Here is a 17,400-nt window from a genome sequence, read left to right on the forward strand (position 1 = left end):
ACATGCCTGAAATAACTAAAGAGGATATTCTAAAAATACTGACTAAGGTGGTTGAGCCTGACCTCAAGAGAAGTATTGTTGAATTAGGATTAGTGAATGATATTCATGTTGAAGGGAACAAAATTAGCTTTATCGTTAAAATAAGCAGCCCTACGATGATCAGTAAAAAGGTAGTAAAAGATGCTTGTATCGATAGCCTTTTGCAAGCATTAGGCACGGATATTAAGGTAGACATAGATATGCAAGCCCTACCTGGTTTTAAGAACAGAGCACCAGAACTGAGAACAATATTGCCTGGCGTTAAACATATTATTGCTATTGCCTCTGGCAAAGGTGGTGTAGGTAAGTCTACTGTTGCCGCAAATCTTGCAGTGGCATTAAGCCAATCAGGTGCAAAGGTGGGCTTGTTAGATGCCGATATCTATGGACCATCAATGCCACTTATGTTTGACCTAGTAAATAGAAAACCTGTAGTTTCCACTGATTCTGGTCGAAATCTTATGCAACCTATTGTATCTCAAGGAGTTGGAATTTTATCTATTGGTTTTTTTACGGAAGCTTCGCAGGCGGTTCCATGGCGTGGACCTATGGTTTCCAAAGCCCTTATCCAATTATTTCAGGATGCAAATTGGGGTAATTTAGATTATCTCCTTGTGGATCTTCCGCCGGGTACAGGTGATATTCATTTGACGCTGGTCGATAAAATTCCGCTTGCAGGAGCCATTGTAGTCAGTACGCCACAAGAAGTAGCCCTTGCTGATGCCAGAAAAGCCATCGATATGTTCAAGATGCCTATGGTTAATGTCCCAGTACTTGGATTGGTTGAAAATATGGTATACTATATACCAGAAGATAATCCTAATAAAAAGGAATATATCTTTGGAAAGGATGGCGCAAAAAAATTATCAGAAGAAATGAATGTTCCATTATTGGGTCAAATCCCTTTAATAACAACAATACGAGAGGCTGGAGACATTGGAGCGCCCGCAGCATTAAACGAAAATACTATTGAAGGCAAAATATTTAAAGATATAGCCCTAAGAGTAATGGAATGCGTAAGTGACATTAAAACCGTAAAGACTAACAACTAATAATTTAAAAATGGAAATAGTAGCTAAAATAGATTTAGAGACAAAAGTCATAGAAGTTCTACAAACCTGTTTCGACCCGGAAATACCTACCAATATTTATGATTTAGGATTAATATATGAAATCAACATTGATGATGATGCCAACGTGCATACCTTAATGACGTTAACTTCCCCTTCCTGTCCAGTAGCGGGAACACTTCCGCCAGAAGTGGAAGAAAAAATTAGAAATATTCCTGGAGTTAACGGATCTAATGTAGAAATAACCTGGGATCCCGGCTGGACAAAAGACATGATGAGTGAGACGGCAAGATTTGAAACCGGAATGTTTTAAATTAAACAATAACAAACTTAATAATTGAAAAAATGGAACAATATAATTTAACAAAATCGACACAACAACCCAGCTACGATGCTGTTTATGTTCAGCCCATGAGAGAAGAACTGAAATCCGTGGGATGCAAAGAATTATTAACCCCTGAAGATGTAGACAAGGCATTAAGCCGCAATGATAACAAAACCATACTTATTGTAATAAATTCCGTTTGCGGTTGTTCGGCAGGAAGTGGACGACCAGGAGTAATGATGGCGTTGCAAAACAGTGTCATTCCTGATGAGCTTTACACCCTATTTGGTGGAATGGAAAAAGATGCAATTGACTGGTACAGGTGTAAATATCTTGCAAATCATCCCACTTCCTCACCTCACATTGCCCTTTTTAGAAATGGTGAGCCAGCGGCGATTTTTAAACGTTCCGATATTGACGGACATACAGCAGAAAGTATTGCCATACAATTAGCAGCGATTTTTAACGAAGAATGCAGCAATACGGGACCTTCAATTTCCGTTAAAGATTTTGAAAATATTACTCAAGGCAAATACGGTTGTTATACTGATTTAGGTAAGGATAAAAACTAAATAGTTTGTGTCTATTTAGTTTGTGTTTATGGTTTATAATAAATTTGCAACAGTACGTTACTTTTTTATTTGCGAACTTTGTCTGTCATAGTAAATTAAATACACAAACTAATTAAATAATACAATTATGAAAATAACAGCTCAGGTAGAATATGGATTAAGAATAATGGTAAGGATAACCCGATGCACAGATGAGAAAGGACTAAGTATTCGTCAGTTAAGTGAAACAGAAGGATTATCCACAAACTATGTTGCCAAATTAACCCGAATACTTCGCTTAAAGGGATTGATTAACAGTACAAGAGGCCACATGGGCGGTTATGTACTCGCAAAACCTGCAGCTGACATAACAATCAATGATACGTTAAAAGCTTTGGGGGGAAGATTTTTTGATAAAAAATTCTGTGATAGTCATGCAGGAATACTTGCGCTATGCACCAATTCAGTAGATTGCTCTATCCGGTCGCTCTGGTCAATGATGCAGGCTACACTGGATAAATTACTAGATAAGGTAACTATGGCAGACATGATGAAAAATGAAAAAGATGTTTCCGGAGTTTTGCAAAATATTTTAGAAGGAAGCGCTAAATGAATTATTTAATTAATATTTGATTTTAAAAAGTTATTACAATGGCAATAATGATAACGGATGAATGCATCAATTGTGGAGCATGTGAGCCTGAATGTCCCAACAATGCAATTTATGAGGGTGGTGATGAATGGAGATATTCAGACGGCACTGAACTCAAAGGCATTTACACTGGACAAAATTCAGGCAATTCCGTTGATGTTAATACTCCCAATATGCCTGTATCTATGGATCTTTATTATATCGTAACTGATAAATGTACGGAGTGTGTAGGGTTTCATGATGAACCACAATGTGCCGCAGTTTGTCCCGTAGATTGCTGTGTGGATGATCCAGATTACAGAGAAACAACTGAAGAATTACTGAATAAAAAAGAAAATATGCATCTCATATGATAACCGCACCAACAAAAATACAAATAGAAAAAACAGGTCAGTTTATAGGACATGGAGGCGCTATTTACACATTGGAACCGTCAAGTCATGCACATCTTTTTTACTCCGGCAGCAGCGATAACTTGGTGGTAGAATGGAATCTGGAAGAGCCACAGCAAAACAAAGTTGTTGCAAAGATACCTGCTAAAGCATTAGCATTGAAATATGTTCTGGATAGAAACATTTTACTTGTTGGCCAGTCATTAGGAGGAATCCATGTTATTGACCTAAACAAGAATGAAGAAATAAAGTTATTGCAACTTCATCGGGAATCTGTTTATGATATTCAATATCTTCCAGAACAAGAATGCTTTTGGGTAGCCGCTGGTGACGGTACAGTTTCAGTTTGGTCAATCAATGATTTCTCATTAATTACCGCATTAAAACTTTGCGATCAAAAGATACGAAGTATCCATTTCAATAGTATTTTTAAGGAAGGGGCCGTTGGATGTGGTGATGGATCTATTCGGATTTTTGATTTTGAAACCTATGAAGAAAAGAAAATTCTTAAGGGACATGTGGATGACTTTTCGGTAAATGCAGTATGCTATCATCCCAACGGAAAATACCTTTTGTCTGGTTCGAGAGATGCCTATTTGAATGTGTGGGATATGGAAAACGATTATGCTTTAATCCATCATATTCCTGCCCATAACTACGCCATTTACAGCATCTTTTTTAGTCCAGATAAGAAGTTTTTTGCTACCGGAAGCAGAGATAAAACAATTAAAATATGGGATGCCGAAAACTTTGAAATGCTCTTGCGTATCGATAAAATGGAACACGAAGGACATAGCCATTCGGTAAATAAACTTTTATGGAGTGATTTTAATAATTACCTGGTTTCAACTGGCGATGATAAAGCGATAATGGTATGGAAAATTAATCAATTGTAATACCAGACCCAAAGTGCAAGAGAATTGCGGAAAGGGCTTAAAATTAATAGTAGTTCAAATTTAGATTATGTCAGAAATAATTGAAGAAGAAAGAAAATATACTAAAAAGCCAGATTGGCTTCGTGTAAAACTACCCACAGGAAAAGAATATGCCGAAGTAAGACAGATCGTATCCGAACATAAATTACATACGATATGTGAAAGCGGCAGTTGTCCTAACATGGGCGAATGTTGGGGAAACGGAACGGCTACCTTTATGATATTAGGGAACACTTGTACAAGATCATGCGGATTTTGCAATGTACATACCGGTAAACCTTTGCCTGTTGATTGGGAAGAACCCAAAATGGTTGCGGAATCTATTCGCCTGATGAAATTGAAACATGCTGTAATAACTTCGGTTGATAGAGATGATTTAAAAGATGGAGGTTCTATGATATGGGCTGAAACAGTAAATGAAGTGAGAAAAGCATGCACGGGAATTACTATGGAAACGCTTATTGGAGACTTTCAGGGTAAATGGGAAAACCTTCAACGCATTATTAATGTGCATCCCGAAATAGTTTCACATAATCTTGAAACCGTACGCAGATTAACGAAAGAAGTTAGGGTACAGGCAAAATATGACAGAAGTCTTGAAGTTCTTAAAAGATTGAAGGAAGCCGGGATGAAAACCAAATCGGGGATTATGTTGGGTTTAGGCGAAACCGAAGAAGAAGTTTACGAAACTATGGACGACTTGCGAGGTGTAGGTGTTGATGTATTAACTATAGGACAATATATGCAGCCCTCTAAAAACCATTTAGTCGTTATAGAATTTATTAAGCCCGAAATATTTGCCAAATATAAGGAAATAGGCTTGAACAAAGGCTTTCGTTTTGTTGAAAGCGGACCTTTAATAAGGTCATCTTATCATGCAGAAAGACATTTATTTTAACAAATAATAAAGATTAACAAAAACCAAAATAATAATGGCTAAAACAAAAATTACAGTTAACAGCAATGGTTCCCTGAGAATAGAAAGTGATTTTGAGATTGTAGATAAAAATGGAAATGTATATGATTTAGCAGGACGAGAGGTGCTTTCACTTTGCCGTTGCGGTCTTTCTAAAAACAAACCCTTTTGTGATGGTGCTCATAATGGATATTTTGAACATGAGGCTGTTGCATTTAATTTGCCTCCTAAAAAATAATACATTAAACAAGCATTATGTCCGGCGTTACTATAAGTTTTGATAATTCTTTCCAAAAACTTCCTGTATTTCTAAAAAAAAATTGCTTAAGATTTTGTATTTATCTTTTGCCGAATATCCGGAATATGAGTCTTATTCAAAAACAGCACCGACAAAGAATAAAAATTATAGTGTTTCCTGTTCCTCTTAAGTGATTTTGAAATCAAAGAGGAATGCAAAATAATTAAAAACATAAAAACATGTCAGAATATAAAGTTTATTTAAGCTGGAAGAATGAAGGGGAAGATTTCATATACAAAACATACGACCGCAGCCATTTGTGGAAATTTGAAGGTGGAACTTTAATCAAAGCTTCCGCGGCTCCTGATTATTTGGGTAAGGCAGAATTAGTAAACCCCGAAGAAGCCTTTGCAGCCTCGCTGGCAAGTTGCCACATGCTCACCTTTCTGGCCATTGCTTCCATGAAAAAATATACGGTAGCAACGTATGAAGATAATGCAGTAGCCAAACTGGGTAAAAACGAAAAATTAAAAATGGCAGTAACAACCGTGTATCTAAGACCTAATATCGTCTTCAAAGGAGATAACCTACCGGATAATACTACAATAGATGAAATGCACCACCGAGCCCACCAGGAATGTTTTATTGCCAATTCGGTTTTAACAGCCATAATTATTGAACCGGTGTATTAAAGTATTGGTGAAAAAAGCTGTAATTTTTTGGACAAAAAAAAGTTTACTATGCTCCGCAAAGGAGCAAAATATTTACATTGACAAATATGAAACATGAATTTATACAATAGCCATGGATACTACTTCAGAACGCAAAAATAATGTACTGTCCCTAATCAGTGAAAATGGTCAATTAAATGTATATGATTGGCTTGCCGACATGCCATTGCCCCCAAATCAACAAACATTCAACATTGTTGAAATAAAATTTAAAGGAGGCCGTAAAGATTTTTATGTAAATCTTGAAAATATCAACCTCACAAAAGCCGATATAGTAGTTGTTGAAACCTTTGGCGGACATGATATCGGACATGTTTCATTAACCGGAGAATTGGTCCGTTTGCAATTAAAAAAACACACTATTTTTACGGAAGAGGTCATAAAAAAAATCTATCGAAAGGCAACATCAGCGGATATTGAAAAATGGAAAACAGCTAAAAGTCTGGAATCTGAAACGATGTATAAAGCCCGCCTTTTAGCTAAAGATTTAAACTTGAAGATGAAAATATGTGATGTCGATTATCAAGGAGATAAAACCAGTGCAACCTTCTACTATACCGCTGATGAACGGGTAGATTTCCGGAAACTGATTCTGGTAATGGCTGCAACGTTTCATATCAAAATAGTAATGCGTCAGATTAGTCTGCTAGAAGAAGCTGCCCGTTTAGGTGGTATCGGTACTTGTGGAAGAGAGTTTTGTCATTCTGCCTGGTTAACCGATTTTAATACTAGTGCTACAAGTAGAAGCAAACGTAAGCAATGGAGTGAATTTAAATGTTGCTTAATAGAGGATCGAGAAAATAATAAATCTTCTTTGAAAGGCAATGATCTTAATACAATTAAAACTCTTAAAGGTATCGCCCGCCTTCAAAAAACAGATATTGAAAAAAAAATAATGTGGTTTAGTTACCTCAATGAAGACGATTTAATACCTGTAAAAATCACAAGGGTTAAAGAAATTCAAACACTAATTAATGAAGGCATGATTCTGAAAGATTTAATGGAGGAGGCTGCAGTAATGGAGAAACCAAATAGATCCAAAGTGCTGGATTTTGTAAACGTTGTGGGACAAGATAGTCTAACAAGATTCGAGAAAAAAGGAACAAATAAACGTAAAAAAAGGAACAAATGAAACTGACCAAAAAATATAGAAAAAATAACGCTTTTTGACGTTCACAAAATTCGAAAAAATTTCCCTGTCCTTTCGCGGATGGTGATCGATAAACCGCTAATTTATTTCGATAACAGTTCTGCTATCAGAAGAACTGATAAGCAATGCATTCAAAGCGGTTCGTGATTTTTGTATATTTTCATACTATTATTTTTATTACACAATTACAATATTAAACACTCCTAATTAGGCAGTTGTGTTTTATTTTAATTAAAATCATTACCATTTTTTTTCTTAGAATTCTTCCGTTCTATCCCTTCCTGTTTTATATAAGAACAATACCATTATATTCTTACAAATCTAAAAAAAATTGCAATTTAGGGTTTCCCGTAAAACCATAAATCTATATAAAAAAACCGTCTAGTTCTCATAAACAAGACGGTTTCTTTATATGTCTAAAAACGGTAAACTAATCCATTACTTTATAAAAAAACATTTCCGGTCTGCCTATTACACCGGCATCCATCATTAGTTTTTTCTTTGCTTCGGAGGTTATGCTTTCTTTTGCTTTTTTCATATCCGTGATAGCAAACACTATGGTCACCATATTCGGATCATCTATACCACGAGCCAATCCTCTGTCAATAAAACCTTCTTCTATCCTTTTAGCAGTTCCTTCTGCATCATACACTTTGAGCCAAGCATCAAAATCTTTTACTTTATGGGTCACCATTACTCTATCTTTCTGGTCAATTGCCGTATCATCATTTCGTATCACCTCATAATAAGAAAATTCAGGTTTACCAATCACTCCTGCTTTTTTCATTGCTTCCTTTAGGTATGGAAGTGCGCTGAAATCTTTCGCTTTTTGCAAATCGATAAATTTAGTTGCTGTCACAATCATATTGGCATCATCTGTTCCTCTTCCTACCATATAATGCGAAATAGTATAAGCCGTTCGTATCGAATCATGAGCATCGTATTCTTTTCTCCATTTATCATAATCAGCTACTTTGTGCTTAATCACCATAACTTTAAAGGCTTCAAATGCAGCAACAGCGTTAGCAGTATCCTTAGGCATTGCCTCTTCAGTTTCTGTTCTCTCTGTCTTATTGTTTTTACAAGATAAAAATGAAGCGACCAAAAATACTATTAAAACTGGTTTTAAAAATTTTTCAATGTTTTTCATACTATTATTTTTTAAGTTGTTTTTATTACGTAAATATAACCATAAATACTGATAATCAGGTAATTACAATTTATTTAGAAACGGACTTATTTCTCGTTTACTTGTAAAATTCACTGAATTCATTAAATAGCAATTTTACAGAGGAACAATATCATTATATTCGCTAAATAATTAGGACGATTAATCGTCACTATATTGCTTGTTTAAAGCGGATTAGGTTTTTTTTTATTAATTTTAAGAATGAATATTGGAAGTAATTAAATAAGATTAAAATTTATAAAATGAAAAGAAAAATAATACAATTGTTATTTTTAATACTGCCTTTTTTATGCAATGCTCAGGAATATATAGATCTATTTTCCGTAAACTATGGGAAATCGCAAAAAACTACTTTTGAAGATTCTTCTGTTAATACCAGCATCTCCACATTTCAAACAAATCTTACTTTACCAATTGTTTTAAATGAAAAATATATTGCTGTTACCGGTGTAAATTTCAGCAGCTATAACTTACAATTATTTCCCGATTCTAATAACAATCATTTATATTCAACAAATTTAAGAGCTGGTCTGAGTGTAAAACATTCCGGACACTGGAGTGGACTATACCTGTTCCTGCCAAAAGTAGCCTCTGATTATATCAATGTCAGCAGTGAAGATGTTTATCTGGGTGGATTAGCTTTGTTAAAATATAAAAGAAACGAAAATTTTGGTTACGGTTTAGGACTTTACGGCAGCAGTGAAGCTTTCGGTATGTCCGTGGTTCCCATTGTTACTTTTTATTATCATAGTCCGAATAAACGTTTTGAAATAAATGCCTTTATGCCAAATGATGCCGATATCAATTATAGTCTGACTGATAAAACAAAAATAGGTGTTGATTTTCTGGGTCATGGAAATAGTTATAAACTGACAACAGAAAACGTCAGGTCTACCTATGTCGTAAATAATTCGATAGATTTTTCCGCATATGTACAACAAGGTTTGTTCAACAAAAAAATTCTTTTACGTCTAAAAATGGGGTATTTATTAAACGATTTTAGAGTATATCCGATAGACCAAAAACTTGATTTACAAATTCTTGTATTAAGATTTGGTGATAACCGTACGAGATTATTCCAAGACAAATCAAACACTATTCTTTTTAAGATGGAAGCCATTTATCGTTTTGATCTGAGTAAGGTTAAAAAATAAGCAGTTTTTAATTTTTTTTCAACAGTTTAAACTTGTATTCGAATAAAAAAGCCATCCCAAAAAAATGAGATGGCTTCGATTTATAAAAACTTCATTTATAAAATATAATCTGTATTGATAAAATTAGACTCTTTGCTGTTTAATAACTCTTGCAAAATGGCATTGTTATAGTCATTGTCTTTAGAAGCAACAAAAGTTCTGATAGAGAATGAACGCAGGGCATCGTGAATACTCAATGTCCCCACTGCTGAATCTTTTCTTCCTGTAAACGGGAAAACATCCGGTCCTCTTTGACAAGAACTATTTAAGTTTACTCTACAAACAAGATTCACTAAAGTGTCAATAAGCGGTGCAATGGTTTTGATGTCTTTTCCAAACAAACTTACTTGTTGTCCGTAATTAGACTCGGCCATATCGTTCAATGGTTCCTGAATATCTTTAAAAGACAGAATTGGCACCACTGGTCCAAACTGCTCTTCATGATACAAACGCATCTCTTTGTTTATTGGAAATAAAACTGCCGGAAAAATATAATTATCAGTATGCTCTCCTCCCTTTGCATTGATAATTTTTGCTCCTTTACTTGTAGCATCATCAATCAATTCTTGTATATAGGCTGGTTTTTCTTTTTCTGGTAAAGGAGTCAGAAATACGGATTTATCCCATGGATTTCCAAAAGCTAGCGCATCCACTTTGGCAGCAAAACGCTTATTGAATTCATCTGCGATTGATTCATGAACATACAAAACTTTCAAAGCAGTACAACGTTGCCCATTAAAGGATAATGACCCAGCAATACATTCTTGTATGGCCAAATCTAAATCGGCATCCGGAAGGATTATCGCAGGATTTTTGGCTTCTAAACCTAATACTAAACGCAATCTGTTTTTGTTTGGATGTTGGTCTTGCAAAGCAATCGCTGATTTACTGTTTCCAATCAAAGCCAAAATATCAACTTTCCCCGACTTCATGATAGGCGAAGCGACTTCTCGACCTCTACCATAAACAATATTGATGGCTCCGGCAGGAAAACTGCTTCTGAACGCTGCTAACAAAGGAGAAATTAATAAAACACCATGCTTGGCAGGTTTAAAAATTACAGGATTCCCCATAATCAATGCCGGAATAAGCAACGAAAAAGTTTCATTCAAAGGATAGTTGTAAGGTCCCAGGCACAATACAACACCAAGTGGTCCTCTGCGAACCATGGCATTTATCCCTTGCACTTTAGAAAAATGAGAGCTTTGAGCATTTAATTCTTTGTAACTTTCGATAGTGTCGTAAATATATTCTACGGTTCTGTCAAATTCTTTTTCAGAATCTCCCAAAGATTTCCCAATTTCCCACATCAAAAGTTTTACAACCTCTGTTCGAGTTGTTTTCATTTGAGCGACAAAATTTTCCATGCATTTGATACGATCCACTACTTTCATAGTAGGCCATAAACCTTGACCGTTATTGTATGCCGCCGATGCCGCCTCAACCGCTTCCATTGCTTCTTTTTCTCCCATAAAAGGAATAGAACCCAATATAGTAGGCTCATATTTTTCTGTTGATGAAATAGTGGAAAACACTGCCGAAGTTTGGCCTTCCCATTTTTTTAATTCACCATTCACTAAATACGTGTCTTGATTTAATAATGTTTTAATCTGGAATTCTTCTGGTATTGCATTCATTGTAGGTTGCTTTTGTTTTTTGGTAATAAAGTATAAACCAAGTTATACTCGCTAATTTTTATGGCGCAACGATTTCTCCGTTCCAAGCCAAAATACCTCCTGTTAGATTATAGGCATTTTCAATACCCAATTCATTCATAACTTCACAGGCTTTTGCACTTCTTGCCCCGGAACGACAATAGACGTAATAGTTTTTATTTTTGTCTAAAGTTTCGATTTCATTTACAAAACCTTGTCCCATGTGAATATCAATATTTATGGCATTGGCTATAATTCCGTCATTGTATTCGTCCTCTGTTCTTACGTCTAGTATCACTGCATTCTCATCTGCTTCGAGCTGAGAAATCCAATCTTCTTGTTTTAAATTCATGATGATGTTTTTTGTAAAAATACGATGTTTTTAAATAACTATAAACAGTCCTCTTTTAAATTATTATATAATTCAAAGAAAACGTTTTCGCTAAATACTAATAATCAACAAATTACATTTTTGCTTACGAAATCATTAAAAAATAGTCCATCAAATCTATAGGAAATACATTTAATTTATTCTTCGAATTTTGTTTTCCAAGTATCAATTTCAATTAAACAGTTCACCTGAATAATTAACTTTTTAGCTTACTTTTACACTGCTTATCTTGATTTTTTTCAAAATAACAGTTTCTTTTTTAACTAATTATATTTTAAAAAAACACTTCGCAATGCATGATTCTGATGATTTAAAAAAAATATTCCCATCGTTTTCAGACGAGCTTATTAATGAAATTGAAACGAATGCTATTCTCCAGTCCTATAAAACCGGGGATATCATCATGCGTACAGGTCAGTATATCAACAACACGATTTTGGTGACTAAAGGTCAAATTAAGATTTATCGTGAAGGAGAAAACGGAGGCGAGTTTTTTATGTATTATTTGCAACCGGGGCAAGCATGTGCAGTTTCCATGATATGTGCCACCAAAAGTCAAACAAGCCAGATTATGGCAAAAGTGGTGGAGGATGTTGAACTGATAATGATTCCACTTTCCTTGATGGAAAAATGGATGATGAAATATCGCAGTTGGTACGAATTTGTACTATTTACCTATCGAACTCGATTTGAAGAAGTCCTGGAAGTATTAGACAGTATTGCATTTCGAGCTATGGATGAGCGATTAGAGTTTTATTTAAAACGCCATGCGGAAGCTTGTGGTTGTAAAGATTTGAAATTATCCCATCAGGAAATTGCAACGGAATTGAATACTTCCAGAGAAGTGATTTCTCGTTTGCTCAAAAAGATGGAACAACGCGGAATGGTAAAATTGCATCGCAATCAAATCGAACTTTTGACATAAAAACTATTCAATATTATAAATGTTACTGTTTGTAAATTAAATACAAGCAACCTTTTTAATAAATATTTATAGATGGAATATATTGGTTATTTAGCTTCAATCATTATCGGACTTTCTCTAGGTTTAATTGGAGGTGGCGGATCTATTCTTACCATACCAATTTTAGTTTACTTATTTAAAATAGAGCCCGAATTAGCCACAAGTTATTCTTTATTCATAGTGGGAATTACTGCTTTATTTGGTTGTATAAGCCATTATAAAATGGGAAACCTTAGAATTAAATCAGCGCTGCACTTTGCTATACCTTCAGTTTTTTCTATTTTAATAATTCGCGAAGTCATTTTTCCAAAAATAGCATCTACAATTTTCTCCATTGCTTCCTATCAAGTTTCAAAAGGTTTTTTGATAATGATTATTTTTTCTGTACTGATGATGGCAGCGGCCATATCGATGATACGTAAAAGAAAAGCGATACCGAATCCGCCAAAAACAAATTACACCCAACTGGGAATAATTGGATTTATAGTGGGAATTGTAACTGGTTTTTTGGGAGCTGGTGGTGGATTTTTAATCATACCGGCACTATTGTTTTTTGCTAATTTACCAATGAAACAAGCCGTTGGAACATCATTACTGATTATCTTCATAAATTCAAGCATAGGTTTTGCTGGCGATTTATATATTGGCACACCAATTAACTATTCGTTTTTACTCGTGATTTCGAGTATTGCGTTTATAGGAATGATTATGGGAATCCAGCTTTCAAAAAATATTGACGGAGCCAAACTTAAACCAATTTTTGGTTGGTTTGTATTAGTAATGGGAATATATATTATTGCCAAAGAAATCTTTTTTAAATAAAATACTTTGTGTAACAATAGTCACTCTTAAAATCAAATACAAGAATTATCTTTGTATAAGAATCTTAAATTATAAAATCATGCAAATAGAACAAATTTATACAGGATGTTTAGCACAAGGTGCCTACTATATAACTTCAAATGGGGAAGCTGCGATTATAGATCCGCTTCGCGAGATACAACCCTATTTAGACCGATTAGAACGTGACAATGTAAAGCTAAAATATATTTTTGAAACTCATTTTCATGCTGATTTTGTTTCCGGACATGTTGACCTAAGTAAAAAAACCGAAGCCCCAATCGTTTATGGACCTACTGCTAAACCAGAATTTGATGCAATAATTGCAACAGACGAACAGGAATTTAGCGTTGGAAACATCAAAATAAAAGCATTACATACCCCAGGCCATACCATGGAAAGTACGACGTACTTACTAATGGATGAAAATGGAAAAGAACATGCTATTTTCTCTGGAGATACTTTATTCATAGGTGATGTAGGAAGACCTGATTTAGCTCAAAAAGCGGCTCACATGACTCAGGAACAACTAGCGGGAATATTATTTAATTCGTTAAGAACAAAAATAATGACTTTGCCTGATGATGTAATTGTATATCCAGCTCATGGTGCCGGCAGTGCTTGTGGCAAAAACATGAGCAAAGAAACCGTTTCGACTATTGGGAACCAAAAAGCAACCAATTATGCTTTGAGAGCCAATATGACCGAAGATGAATTTATCAAAGAAGTGACAGAGGGATTATTACCTCCACCACCCTATTTTGGTATGAATGTAGCGATGAACAAACAAGGGTATGAAAGTTTTGAAACCGTTCTACATAACGGAATGAAAGCCATACCAGTAAATGATTTTGAAGCTATTGTAGAAGAAACCGGAGCTTTGATTTTAGATACGCGAAAAAATGGAGATTTTGCCAAAGGCTTTATTCCGCAATCGATAAACATAGGTATTGACGGAGATTTTGCCCCATGGGTAGGTGCTTTGATTGCCGATGTAAAACAACCAATTATTCTTGTTACAGAAACAGGTCAGGAAGAAGAATCGGTAACTCGATTGAGCCGAGTAGGTTTTGATAAATTAATTGGTCATCTGGACGGTGGTTTTGATGCCTGGAAAAAAGCAGGAAAAGAAATCGATACCATACACAGAATTACAGCAGAAGAGTTTGCCAATCAAGTGAAAATTGGTGAAAGCAAAGTAATCGACATTCGTAAAGAAAGCGAGTATTGCGCGGAACATGTTGAAGAAGCTTACAGCAAACCTTTAGCTAGTATAAATGAATGGATAAAAGATATTAATCCAAAAGAATCCTTTTTCCTTCATTGTGCAGGGGGTTACCGCAGTATGATTGCTGCTTCTATTTTGCAGGCACGTGGCTTCAGGAATATTACAGAAATTGAAGGTGGATTTAACGCTATTGCAAAAACTGATTTGCCAAAAACTGATTTTGTGTGCCAAAGTAAAGTGTTATAAAGACTATTTTTTAGTATAATTACTCAAAAAACATCTGTTTATCAGCTAATTATATCTTAAATTTACCATAGATTTTAATTGAATTTTAATCCGTCAAATTATATCTGATGAAAAAAAATATGGGTTCTACAGACAGAATTATCCGCATTTCCGCAGCAGTTCTAATAGCTATATTGTATTTTACCAATACTATTAGCGGTACACTTGCCCTAGTTTTAGGAGCATTTGCAATTATTTTTATACTAACCAGTTTTATTAGCGTTTGCCCGCTATATATGCCTTTCGGGCTTTCAACCCGCAAAAAAAATATAGAATGAAAGAAATAGAATGTTGTGTCGTTTCATGCGAAAAACCGCTAGACGCAGCGTATTGGGAAGCACAATACAAAGCCAAAACCACCGGTTGGGATTTAGGAAAAGTATCACCTCCCATACAAACGTATGTAGATACAATAAGTAACAAAAACAGCAGTATTTTGATTCCTGGTTGTGGAAACAGCTATGAAGCTGAATATCTTTTGGAACGCGGTTTTACTAACATTACTGTTATTGATATTGCGCCAACACCGGTTACTGATTTAAAAGAGAAGTTCAAAAATAATCCCAATATTCAAATTATATTAGGTGATTTTTTTGAACATCAGGGAAAATACGATTTGATTATTGAACAGACTTTTTTCTGTGCTTTACCTCCTACCATGCGTCAAAAATACGTTTGGAAAATGCATCAACTTTTGGCTGATGAAGGAAAACTGGCAGGATTGTTATTCAATAGAACATTTGAAGTAAGCCCTCCTTTTGGCGGAAGCAAAGAAGAATACGAGACCCTTTTTGAAGCTGCTTTTGGCTTTTTGCAAATGGATTCCTGTTTAAATTCTATTGCACCGAGAGCCAATTCAGAATTATTTTTCGAATTGAAAAAGAACAATGAAGTCAAAGTTAACCGGTATGAATTTAGCGGCATTACCTGCAGTGGTTGCATGAAATCTGTAACAGAAAAGTTTGCAGCAATAGTGGGAATACTAAATGCGAGTATGAGCAGTGATTTTGCTGAAGTGCTAATTGTCAGTCAAAATGACATTGGAGTCGAAGATTTACAAAATGCAATTTCTTATGATGAAAAGTATCAAATTAAAAAAATAAGTTAGTAACACGAATTTACTTTTTCAAAAAAAATGAAAGAATTATTATTTTCAAATTGGCATGTTATGCGTTGGGTTCGCCTGGCGTTTGCCTTATTTTTATTTGTTCAAGCCTATATATTGCGAGAATGGATGTTTATCGTCTTTGGTGGATTTTTCTTCTTTCAGGTACTATTTAATCTAGGCTGCAGCGCTAATGGCTGTGCTATTCCAAACAATAAATACAGTAAAGATGAGTAATTTCAATACTATCATCGAGTCAGAGAAACCCGTTTTAATAGACTTTTTTGCAACCTGGTGTGGACCATGTAAAATGCTTGGACCCATTTTGAAAGAAGTGAAAGATAGTTTAGGAGATCGTATTTCAATCATAAAAATTGATGTGGATAAAAACCAACAAATAGCATCTCAATATCAAGTTCGAGGTGTTCCCACCATGATTCTGTTTCAAAATGGCAAGCAGTTATGGAGACAATCAGGGGTATTAACTAAAGAAGAAATAATTAAAACTATAATAGAAAAAAGCAATACATAACCAGAAAAGCGATCCTCGTCACAGGATTAGGAATAGTTGTAGGAGTAATCGCTGGTTAACTGTATTATTACTATATGGGTTGCGCTTCCGGGACTTGCTCTATAACTTATAAACCTCTGAATTCTAAATTATATGGGAGTTTAATGAGCGGATCAGTGTTTAATATGTTTGTGAAAGAAAATAAAAAATAATTTTTTTCATCTTCAAAATCAGTATGAAAAAACCTCCTCATTACCATAGGCTTTCAAAATCCGAATCTTTATTTGTAAGAGGGCCTTTGACACGATTTAAAAATTTAGTTTTCCTATTTAAAGTCCTATATAACTTCATTAATGCATTTCGTAAAATGCATTTTATAGGTCCTTGCGTAACAATCTTTGGTTCTGCCCGCTTTGGTCCAGAAACAAATCATTATAAAGATGCAGTAAAAATTGGAGCAAAGTTAGCCAAACTAGGATTTACAGTAATGACAGGCGGAGGCCCTGGAATAATGGAAGCAGCAAACAAAGGAGCTTATGAAGCAGGTGGTTACTCCGTAGGTTGTAATATTGTCCTTACTGTAGAACAAAAACCAAATCCTTATTTACACAAATGGATTTATATCCCTTACTTTTTTGTCAGGAAAGTTATTTTGATAAAATATTCTTATGCCTTTGTTGTTATGCCTGGGGGATTGGGAACTTTGGATGAATTATTTGAAGCACTAACACTAATCCAAAATAAAATAATAAATAATTTTCCGATAGTAATTTTTGATAAAAAATATCATGAAGAGCTAATTCATCATATCCAGATAATGTCTGATAATGAAAGTATAAGTCCCGAAGACATGAAGTTATTATTCGTTACCGATTCTGTAGAAGATTTAATCGCACACATAAAAAAACACTCCATCAAAAAATTTGGTTTAAAAAAAGAACCGTATAAATCTAAATGGTGGTTTGGAGAAAGAAAGAGGAGTTAGCTATATATACCTCATCCTTCGTTTACATTGATAGCTTAAGTTGGTAACTTTTTAT

Annotated in this window: 22 protein-coding genes; 19 read left to right on the plus strand and 3 right to left on the minus strand. The window is 34.7% G+C overall.

Translation table 11 applies throughout. The features are described from left to right. Positions 1-2: 2 nt before the first annotated feature. The 10 genes from ACFX5E_RS13385 to ACFX5E_RS13430 all read left to right on the plus strand — a co-directional run bounded on the left by ACFX5E_RS13385 (position 3) and on the right by ACFX5E_RS13430 (position 6,981). Positions 3-1,091, plus strand: a complete 1,089-nt coding sequence (locus ACFX5E_RS13385; protein WP_379855659.1) for an Mrp/NBP35 family ATP-binding protein — start codon at positions 3-5, stop codon at positions 1,089-1,091. 10 nt (positions 1,092-1,101) lie between these two features. Further along, a complete protein-coding gene (locus ACFX5E_RS13390) occupies positions 1,102-1,422 on the plus strand; it encodes a DUF59 domain-containing protein (RefSeq protein ID WP_379855660.1) in 321 nt (106 codons plus the stop codon). Positions 1,423-1,454: 32 nt separating this feature from the next. Continuing rightward, complete coding sequence (locus tag ACFX5E_RS13395) at positions 1,455-2,006, plus strand: BrxA/BrxB family bacilliredoxin (RefSeq protein WP_379855661.1); 552 nt, start codon at positions 1,455-1,457, stop codon at positions 2,004-2,006. A gap of 127 nt (positions 2,007-2,133) precedes the next feature. Next, positions 2,134-2,598, plus strand: a complete 465-nt coding sequence (locus tag ACFX5E_RS13400; protein WP_379855662.1) for an Rrf2 family transcriptional regulator — start codon at positions 2,134-2,136, stop codon at positions 2,596-2,598. A 38-nt stretch (positions 2,599-2,636) separates the two neighbouring features. Further along, complete coding sequence (locus tag ACFX5E_RS13405; protein WP_379855663.1) at positions 2,637-2,990, plus strand: 4Fe-4S binding protein; 354 nt, start codon at positions 2,637-2,639, stop codon at positions 2,988-2,990. Next, a complete protein-coding gene (locus tag ACFX5E_RS13410; protein WP_379855664.1) occupies positions 2,987-3,925 on the plus strand; it encodes a WD40 repeat domain-containing protein in 939 nt (312 codons plus the stop codon). The genes ACFX5E_RS13405 and ACFX5E_RS13410 overlap by 4 nt, the downstream gene beginning before the upstream one ends. 67 nt (positions 3,926-3,992) lie before the next feature. Continuing rightward, positions 3,993-4,862, plus strand: coding sequence for a lipoyl synthase (lipA, locus tag ACFX5E_RS13415; RefSeq protein ID WP_379855665.1), 870 nt, complete (start codon positions 3,993-3,995; stop codon positions 4,860-4,862). A gap of 34 nt (positions 4,863-4,896) precedes the next feature. Then, entirely contained in the window at positions 4,897-5,118 is a 222-nt protein-coding gene (locus tag ACFX5E_RS13420) for a CDGSH iron-sulfur domain-containing protein (protein ID WP_379855666.1), read from the plus strand. Between the two features lie 239 nt (positions 5,119-5,357). Next, the gene (locus ACFX5E_RS13425; RefSeq protein ID WP_379855667.1) at positions 5,358-5,810 is read left to right on the plus strand and encodes an OsmC family protein; all 453 of its coding nucleotides are present in this window, start codon (positions 5,358-5,360) and stop codon (positions 5,808-5,810) included. Between the two features lie 112 nt (positions 5,811-5,922). Further along, a complete protein-coding gene (locus ACFX5E_RS13430) occupies positions 5,923-6,981 on the plus strand; it encodes a PSP1 domain-containing protein (RefSeq protein ID WP_379855668.1) in 1,059 nt (352 codons plus the stop codon). Positions 6,982-7,429: 448 nt separating this feature from the next. Here the strand turns inward: ACFX5E_RS13430 and ACFX5E_RS13435 are convergent, their stop codons facing one another. After that, positions 7,430-8,149: a hypothetical protein gene (locus ACFX5E_RS13435; protein ID WP_379855669.1), complete on the minus strand. Its 720-nt coding sequence runs from the start codon at positions 8,147-8,149 to the stop codon at positions 7,430-7,432. Positions 8,150-8,430: 281 nt separating this feature from the next. Here ACFX5E_RS13435 and ACFX5E_RS13440 point away from each other — a divergent pair, with 281 nt between their 5' ends. Next, on the plus strand, positions 8,431-9,342 hold the full coding sequence (locus ACFX5E_RS13440; RefSeq protein WP_379855670.1) for a DUF6268 family outer membrane beta-barrel protein: 912 nt from the start codon (positions 8,431-8,433) through the stop codon (positions 9,340-9,342). 95 nt (positions 9,343-9,437) lie between these two features. On the opposite strand, the gene ACFX5E_RS13445 is transcribed toward ACFX5E_RS13440, so the two are convergent. After that, on the minus strand, positions 9,438-11,018 hold the full coding sequence (locus ACFX5E_RS13445; protein ID WP_379855671.1) for an NADP-dependent glyceraldehyde-3-phosphate dehydrogenase: 1,581 nt from the start codon (positions 11,016-11,018) through the stop codon (positions 9,438-9,440). A 58-nt stretch (positions 11,019-11,076) separates the two neighbouring features. Beyond that, positions 11,077-11,388, minus strand: a complete 312-nt coding sequence (locus tag ACFX5E_RS13450; RefSeq protein ID WP_379855672.1) for a rhodanese-like domain-containing protein — start codon at positions 11,386-11,388, stop codon at positions 11,077-11,079. Positions 11,389-11,719: 331 nt separating this feature from the next. On the opposite strand from ACFX5E_RS13450, the gene ACFX5E_RS13455 reads away from it, so the two are divergent. From ACFX5E_RS13455 to ACFX5E_RS13490, 8 genes are all read left to right on the plus strand, one after another. After that, on the plus strand, positions 11,720-12,352 hold the full coding sequence (locus ACFX5E_RS13455; protein ID WP_379855673.1) for a Crp/Fnr family transcriptional regulator: 633 nt from the start codon (positions 11,720-11,722) through the stop codon (positions 12,350-12,352). 72 nt (positions 12,353-12,424) lie between these two features. Further along, complete coding sequence (locus tag ACFX5E_RS13460; RefSeq protein ID WP_379855674.1) at positions 12,425-13,213, plus strand: sulfite exporter TauE/SafE family protein; 789 nt, start codon at positions 12,425-12,427, stop codon at positions 13,211-13,213. Between the two features lie 79 nt (positions 13,214-13,292). Continuing rightward, positions 13,293-14,705: an MBL fold metallo-hydrolase gene (locus ACFX5E_RS13465; protein WP_379855675.1), complete on the plus strand. Its 1,413-nt coding sequence runs from the start codon at positions 13,293-13,295 to the stop codon at positions 14,703-14,705. Between the two features lie 119 nt (positions 14,706-14,824). Beyond that, positions 14,825-15,022, plus strand: a complete 198-nt coding sequence (locus ACFX5E_RS13470; protein WP_379855697.1) for a YgaP family membrane protein — start codon at positions 14,825-14,827, stop codon at positions 15,020-15,022. After that, positions 15,019-15,852, plus strand: coding sequence for a methyltransferase domain-containing protein (locus ACFX5E_RS13475; protein WP_379855676.1), 834 nt, complete (start codon positions 15,019-15,021; stop codon positions 15,850-15,852). Before ACFX5E_RS13470 ends, ACFX5E_RS13475 begins: the two co-directional genes overlap by 4 nt. A gap of 27 nt (positions 15,853-15,879) precedes the next feature. Next, positions 15,880-16,086: a hypothetical protein gene (locus ACFX5E_RS13480; RefSeq protein WP_379855677.1), complete on the plus strand. Its 207-nt coding sequence runs from the start codon at positions 15,880-15,882 to the stop codon at positions 16,084-16,086. Beyond that, positions 16,079-16,381, plus strand: a complete 303-nt coding sequence (trxA, locus tag ACFX5E_RS13485) for a thioredoxin (RefSeq protein ID WP_379855678.1) — start codon at positions 16,079-16,081, stop codon at positions 16,379-16,381. Before ACFX5E_RS13480 ends, trxA begins: the two co-directional genes overlap by 8 nt. Before the next feature lie 346 nt (positions 16,382-16,727). Then, positions 16,728-17,345, plus strand: a complete 618-nt coding sequence (locus tag ACFX5E_RS13490; RefSeq protein WP_379855679.1) for an LOG family protein — start codon at positions 16,728-16,730, stop codon at positions 17,343-17,345. Positions 17,346-17,400 lie beyond the last annotated feature (55 nt).

The sequence above is a fragment of the Flavobacterium xylosi genome (assembly GCF_042787345.1).
GTDB classification, from domain to species: Bacteria; Bacteroidota; Bacteroidia; order Flavobacteriales; family Flavobacteriaceae; genus Flavobacterium; species Flavobacterium xylosi.